At 41.5% G+C, this 6,631-nt stretch carries 4 protein-coding genes; all 4 read right to left on the bottom strand.

All coding sequences use genetic code 11. From position 1 onward, the window contains the following. Positions 1–131: 131 nt before the first annotated feature. A complete protein-coding gene (locus WBV27_RS12785) occupies positions 132–1,526 on the bottom strand; it encodes an MFS transporter (protein ID WP_424202511.1) in 1,395 nt (464 codons plus the stop codon). After that, a complete protein-coding gene (locus tag WBV27_RS12790; protein ID WP_424202512.1) occupies positions 1,516–3,612 on the bottom strand; it encodes a beta-glucosidase family protein in 2,097 nt (698 codons plus the stop codon). Before WBV27_RS12790 ends, WBV27_RS12785 begins: the two co-directional genes overlap by 11 nt. Next, positions 3,602–4,543, bottom strand: coding sequence for an AraC family transcriptional regulator (locus WBV27_RS12795; RefSeq protein ID WP_424202513.1), 942 nt, complete (start codon positions 4,541–4,543; stop codon positions 3,602–3,604). Before WBV27_RS12795 ends, WBV27_RS12790 begins: the two co-directional genes overlap by 11 nt. A gap of 326 nt (positions 4,544–4,869) precedes the next feature. Continuing rightward, positions 4,870–6,631: FAD-dependent oxidoreductase (locus tag WBV27_RS12800; RefSeq protein WP_424202514.1), on the bottom strand; the 1,762-nt coding region annotated here is incomplete at its 5' end.

Consider the following 6,631-nt stretch of genomic DNA (forward strand, 5'->3'; position numbering starts at 1 on the left):
AAATGCGTGAGATCACAAAAGTGATCTCACGCTGAACCATTATACGCGTTGAAATTTCTATAATTAATATTATGATGATTTTCCAGGCATTTTGCAAGCATATTTTCAAATAAATAAGCATTTTTAAAAATCTAGATAGTCTGATTATTTCTTCGTTCTTCCAAATCTTTCATAATTGTCGGATAAATTTTATCCAGATTCGACATCGCAAGAACGATAAGTCCTATAGCAATCATCGCCAGCGGAATGTAGGTGTATAATGCTTTTATGACTTCTAGAGCGCTTTCACTTTGTACCGCTGCAGCGGCATCATATTTCCCGAAGGCCAATCCCCAGCCAACAACGGCACTGCCGATACCGGTACCGACCTTCATACCAAAGCTTGTTGCGCTGTAGGTTAGGCCATCTATTCGGACACCGTGTTTCCATTCGCCATAATCGACAACATCTGCGACGAGTGCAAACATACCTGCTGTATGAGGAACAGCTCCGATCCCTTTGATTACGAGACCGATAATAACAACGGTAAGGTTTGTCGGCATAAGAAAAATCATAAGATATCCGATTGCCTGCAGGAGATAGCCAACAACAAAGCATTTCCATTTTCCAAATCTGCTTGCGAATTTAGGAAAGAGAAAGAGTCCTAAGATCATAGGAAACAGTCCAGCCATGGTCAGGGTACCGAAAATCCCAATATTCCCCAGTACATCTTTTGCATAATAAATTGCAATTCCCATAGCTGCACCGCTTGATGCATAATTAAGGACAAAGAGTACTGCTGTATAGATAAAATATTTATTTTTAAATAAATATTTTAATGACTCCCGTACGCTCAGCTTATTCTGGACTTCTGTCTCTTCAACGGCAAACCGTTCTTTTGTGCCCGAAAAAGTAATAAGGAGAAAAAGCATGCTGATTATGCCATAAAGAACCGACATTCCGCCCCAGCCGATTTTTCCTACTAAGGGCATTGTGCCTACGGAAATAATCAGAACAGTTACCATTGTAAATATAAATCTTATGGAACTCATGGATGTTCGCTCTTCCTGTTTTGGCGTAATCAAGGAAAGCAGGGTTGAATAGGATAGGTTGCAGGCCGTATAAATAACGACCGCCAGGAGCACATAAGTAACGCTTATATATGCGATCTTCCCTGTTTCTGAGAAATTGGCCGGAACATTGAACAGCAGTATCAATCCGATCGCCATGAGAGGAGCGGAAAGAAGTATCCAGGGTCTTGCCTTTCCCCACCGGGTATTCGTTCTATCTATGATTATTCCCATTGCGATATCGGAAAGACCATCCAGCAGCCTTGTCAACAGCATAATTGTTCCTATCACGGCGGCACTGACGCCAACGTTATCGGTGTAATATAATGTCAGAAATGAGGCTACAACAGTCCATACGAAATTGCAGCCCGCATCGCCAAGACCGTAGGCCAGTTTTTCTTTTAAGGACACCTCTCCGCGTCCTGTCTTACCCAAATCATACGATAAATTTTCTTTAAATGATTCCTCACGGTCCATATGAAATTGCCTCCTCGATTCTCATGTCTATGCTTCCGCACAGCAAATCTCTATTGTCAGAACTTGTGCCGATATAAATCGGATACACTATATTTTCGAACTCAAACATCTCAGTTTCAGGATTATACCACTTCAATTCTTCTAAAGGACAGCTTATCTCTACCTTTTTGGACTCCCCTGCCCGCAGTGAGACTCTTGTGAAACCACGCAGCAACTTCACGGGTCTGTCGATGGAAGAATTTTCAAACCCGACATACATCTGCACGACTTCGTCCCCTTCGCGATCGCCTATATTTGTTATCCGGCAGGAAGCTCTCACAAAGTTGTCGTCAGCGTTGAATAAGGCATCTTTCAGTTCAAACTGAGTATAGGAAAGACCGAATCCGTAAGGAACTGACGGTTTTACATTTTCTTTTTCTAATTTTGCATATCCGTGATAATAGTCATAGTGCTGAGAAGTGGTGTCCCAATCAACCTGTGGAAGATCCGACTCTTTATAAGGGATGACATAAGGCAGTTTTCCGCTGGGATTGACGTTGCCAAATAAAATTTCGGCGATGGCTGTTCCACCTTCCATACCTGGATAATATGCCATAAGAACGGCCTTGACGGAATTTTTCCATTTCTCCATCATAATCATGTTTCCTCCGATTAAAACGGCAGCAGAATTTTTGTTTACAGGGCCGACTTCTTGTAACAGCTGTATTTCATCCTCGTGCAGATCGAGGGAGTATTTTCTGTCTCCGCCCATGGAGCCGGTATAATTCTCTGACTGTTCCTCGGAAACAAATTCACCTTCATCGTCATGGTTATATCCCACAACAAACACAACTGCATCGGCCTCGGCAGCCAGCTCCTTGGAATGCTCCAGATTTTCGCCGCTGTAGTAGATAACCTCCACATTCGGTGCGATGTCTACAATTCCCTTTAATGGAGTTACCACATATGCAGGGAAAACCTGGCTGGATCCGTGGTCTCCGATGTTTTCCTTATTTCCCAGTTTTCCAATCACAACCAGTTTCTTAAGTGCATTCTTATCGAAAGGAAGTGTCTTATCCTGGTTCTGAATCAGGGTAATCCCCTCCCTGGCCGATTGCAGCGCAAGTGCCACATGCTCCTTGCTGCCCAGAATGCTATTATCGCATTGTTTGTCATCAGTCTCAGTGAAAGCCAACAAGGTGCGGATGATACGGAGCGCTGAATCATCGATTTTACTTTCCGGCACCTTGCCTTCCCGTACTGCCTCTACAAGCTTATCGCCGAAATATTCGGTTCCGCACATTTCCATGTTCTGGCCGCCATTTGCCGCCTCCACAGTATCTCTGATGCCCCATCCGAAGTCGCTCATGATAAATCCGTCAAATCCCCATTCGTCTTTCAAGACCTGATTTAAAAGATAATCATGATGGCCGCAATAGGTACCTTGATAAAGATTATAAGAGCTCATGATGCTTCCGGCACCTGCATCGACACATTTTTTGAAATGCGGTAAAAACACTTCCCGTTCCGTCCTCTTGTCGCAGTCAACACTGACTTTAAAGCGGGAGATCTCCATCTGGTTAAAGGCATAATGTTTTACGCAGGCAATCACATTCTCCTCCTGAACGCCAATTGATAGCGCTTTCCCCATTTCCCCAAGATGGAAGGACTCTTCTCCGTATACTTCCTGGCTCCTTCCCCATCCCGGATTGTACGGGAGATTAATGCAGACACCGGCAAACAAATTTCCGCCATAAGCTTTTACTTCTTTTCCTATAGCCTGACCGATTTTTTGTTCCAGTTCTGCGTCAAATGATGCGCCCCTAAGCATAGAAACCGGAAAGCATGTGCTTTTTCCAGTCCCGCAGACCACACCGCGGGGACCATCACAAAACAGCATTGGCGGGACACTATATTCTTTCAATCCGCCTGCACCATAAGGAATATGGTTGTAGTGGCCCTCGGGATTTGTTTCCATTTCTTTCAACATATTCTCCAACGTCATGGTTCCTCCCATTAGAGATATCTTTTCCTCTAATGATAAGGCATCAACTATTTTTTGTGCCTTTTCCGTATAAGAAAGACGATAATTTCTATCACACTTCATAATCATTCTTCTCCTTCACAATTTTTTTTAATAAACAAACTGCTTCACCCATTTTAAACTGCAAATATCCCTTGATTTCTGAATCTGATTTTTCTGAAACGTCCTTCTGCCGATATTCATTAGGCGTAACGCCGACTTCCTTTTTGAAAACCCTGTAGAAGGTGTTCTCGGCTTTAAAACCACATTCTGCAGCGATGTAGGGAACCGTTTTATTGGAAAAGTGCAGCATTTCTTTTGCTGCCTGAATGCGATTTTCCATCAGAAGTGCTTTGGGGGACAGACCAATATATTTTTTCAAAAAACGATACAGCGTTTTTTCACCCATGCCAAAGGACCTATACAGAGTATCCAAAACATCTTCCTCTTTAAATCTGTCCTGAATATAATTTATTACCTGCATCAGCAGTTCGATATCCTCCAACGGGTTCATCACGGATGACGTCTGGCGTATGTCATAGATAAGGTAGTCAAAAAAATCGGCTAATAATGTATAAATATAAGAATTTACACGATACATGTTGGGCGTTTCTTTCTGATATTCCAAGCCAATTCTTGATGCAAGGGCCTTATAATGCTCGAAACCATTCTTTGGATACTTGCCTTTTTGTGCACTGTTCAAATAAAAAAAATAGGATCCGCTTACATTTTTTGTATCTAAAAAGAGATTCTGATTCAATTGAATAAACAGACAGATATTAGGTTGCTCCATGCGCTGCAGCTCATGAACCATTTTTGAATTCAGAAGAAAAATATCCCCTTCACGCAAAAGCGTCTGTCCAGGACTTGTATTGATCAGGACTTCACCTTTTAATACAAGAATCAGTTCATAATCATAGTGCCAGTGAAATTTGGAATGATCGATGGATGTTACAAAAACTTTTAAAGGACGGTTGTTTCCATGTTCGATTGCCTCATAAATATAAGAACACATAGATATCTCCTTTTAAAAATATTACTTCCGGATTTCATATTTTATGTTTTGATTATATCAATCTAAAAATAGGTGATGTTATCGTTTTTGTACATTTAACTCTCATATATGGACTTATTTGTATTGGAATTGCAATGCCGGCGGGCAAGGCTAGGCGGCGCCTTACGGTCTGGATGAAACGGCAAAAGATGCCTGTCGATGAGTGCTTTGAAACTCATCGGCAGGCATCTTTAAGACGAATCAGAAATTCTGTGCACATGCGAATTTTCATTGTATAGTGATTGCCTAAACTTTTCCGCTTTCACAAATTCTTCTTTTCTGCATAATTATTTCAAATTATAAGCCGTTTCAAAACCCGATTGAACTGCTTGTGCAATTCTTCCTAATTTATCAGCATCACCAATTGTATACACATTAGAAAGATTTTCTAGTTCTTCTTTCAGACTATTTACCGGCTTGATACCTAGCGATAAAATCACAGAATCACACGGGTGCTCAACAATTACGCCTGCTCTGTCTTCAAGCAATACACCGTCATCTTTAATCTCAATCAATTTATGCCCCGGGATCATTCGGACTCCGGCATTGGCCAAAGACCCTGTAACATCCATTAAAACAAGCGGGAATGCATCCAATCCGATTTTATCCATCATTTCAAAGACTGTAACCGTATTGCCGGCTTCTGCAAGATATTCTGCTGTTTCCAATCCTGTTAAGCCTGAACCTATCACACTTATATTGCGGTTTATCATTTCCACTTTTCCAGATAAAATATCATCTGGTGTAAATACATTATCTTTACTGATTCCTTTGATGCTTCCAGGTTTCACTGGTGCAGAACCTGTAGCAATGATTACCGCATACGGATTCACTTCTTTTATCATATCCACTGTTGCTTCCGTATTAAAAATAATGTTCACCTGATAATCTTCCAACTGTTTTTTACAATAATCGATAAAATATCCCATTTTTTCTTTATTTGGCGGCACGGAAGATAAATACATCTGTCCTCCCAGTCGGTCTGATTTTTCAATCATCGTCACCTTGAAATCTCTTTCCGCAAGTACTCTTGCAGCTTCCAATCCACCTGGGCCTGCTCCAACTACCACAACTTTTCTGCCATCCCCATCCTTCACCGGTTCTGGATATGCTAGTTCTTTCCCTAAGCGTGGGTTTATGGCACAAGTTGTACCTTCTCCGCCAGAAATCAACTGTGTCCCCGCTATTTCAAAACAGTACATGCAGCTGGTGCATTTTCTGATGTCTCTACAGTCACCATTGATAGCCTTTTCACCCCACTGGGAATCTGCCAACCACGGTCTCCCCATTCCAACGAAATCAATATATCCGTCGCTTAGCATTTGTTCAGCAAATTCCGGTTCACGAATAACCGATGTTGCAACCACCGGAACAGAAACATTTTCTTTTACTAGTTTTGCTAATTCCATTCTCCAACCTTGTGCAAATGAAGTTGGTTCCACAGTAACATTACCAGTCTCATATGTTCCAGCCGAAACATTGATAAGATCGGCTCCAGCTTTTTCTGCAGCAACAGCTATCCTAACTCCTTCTTCTGGGACTATACCATCTTTCACACCTATCACTTCGTAAAATTCATTCACACTGATACGAACGGAAATTGGGTAATCCATCCCACATCTATCTTTGATACCTTTTATTATTTCATTTAAAAATCTCGTTCTGTTCTCAAAAGAACCGCCATACTTATCTGTACGTTTATTCGTATGTGAACTTAAAAATTGTGCTATTAAATAGCCGTGCGCCGCATGAAGTTCAATGCCATCAGCCCCTGATTTCTTTGCTCTGACTGCTGCATCAATAAAATCTCCAACTAAACCCTCAACCTCTTCTGTTTCTAGCGCTCTTGTTTCCTGTTGACATACACCACAAGGAATAGCCGATGCCGAAACAACTGGTTTGTTTCCAATAAGCGCCGAATATGTTTCTCTACCCGGGTGATGTAATTGAATAAATAATTTGCTATCATATTTATGTATTTCATTAGCCAGTTTTTGAAAACTTGGGATCGTCTTATCACTTGCAAGTGATAACTGGTCATATTCACCT

Source organism: Trichococcus sp., assembly GCF_049589555.1.
Taxonomy (GTDB): Bacteria; Bacillota; Bacilli; order Lactobacillales; family Aerococcaceae; genus Trichococcus.

Excerpts from the sequence above, each read along its gene's own strand:
- WBV27_RS12795 (WP_424202513.1), bottom strand. The coding sequence starts at position 4,543 with ATGTGTTCTTATATTTATGAGGCAATCGAACATGGAAACAACCGTCCT.
- WBV27_RS12785 (WP_424202511.1), bottom strand. The coding sequence starts at position 1,526 with ATGGACCGTGAGGAATCATTTAAAGAAAATTTATCGTATGATTTGGGT.
- WBV27_RS12790 (WP_424202512.1), bottom strand. The coding sequence starts at position 3,612 with ATGAAGTGTGATAGAAATTATCGTCTTTCTTATACGGAAAAGGCACAA.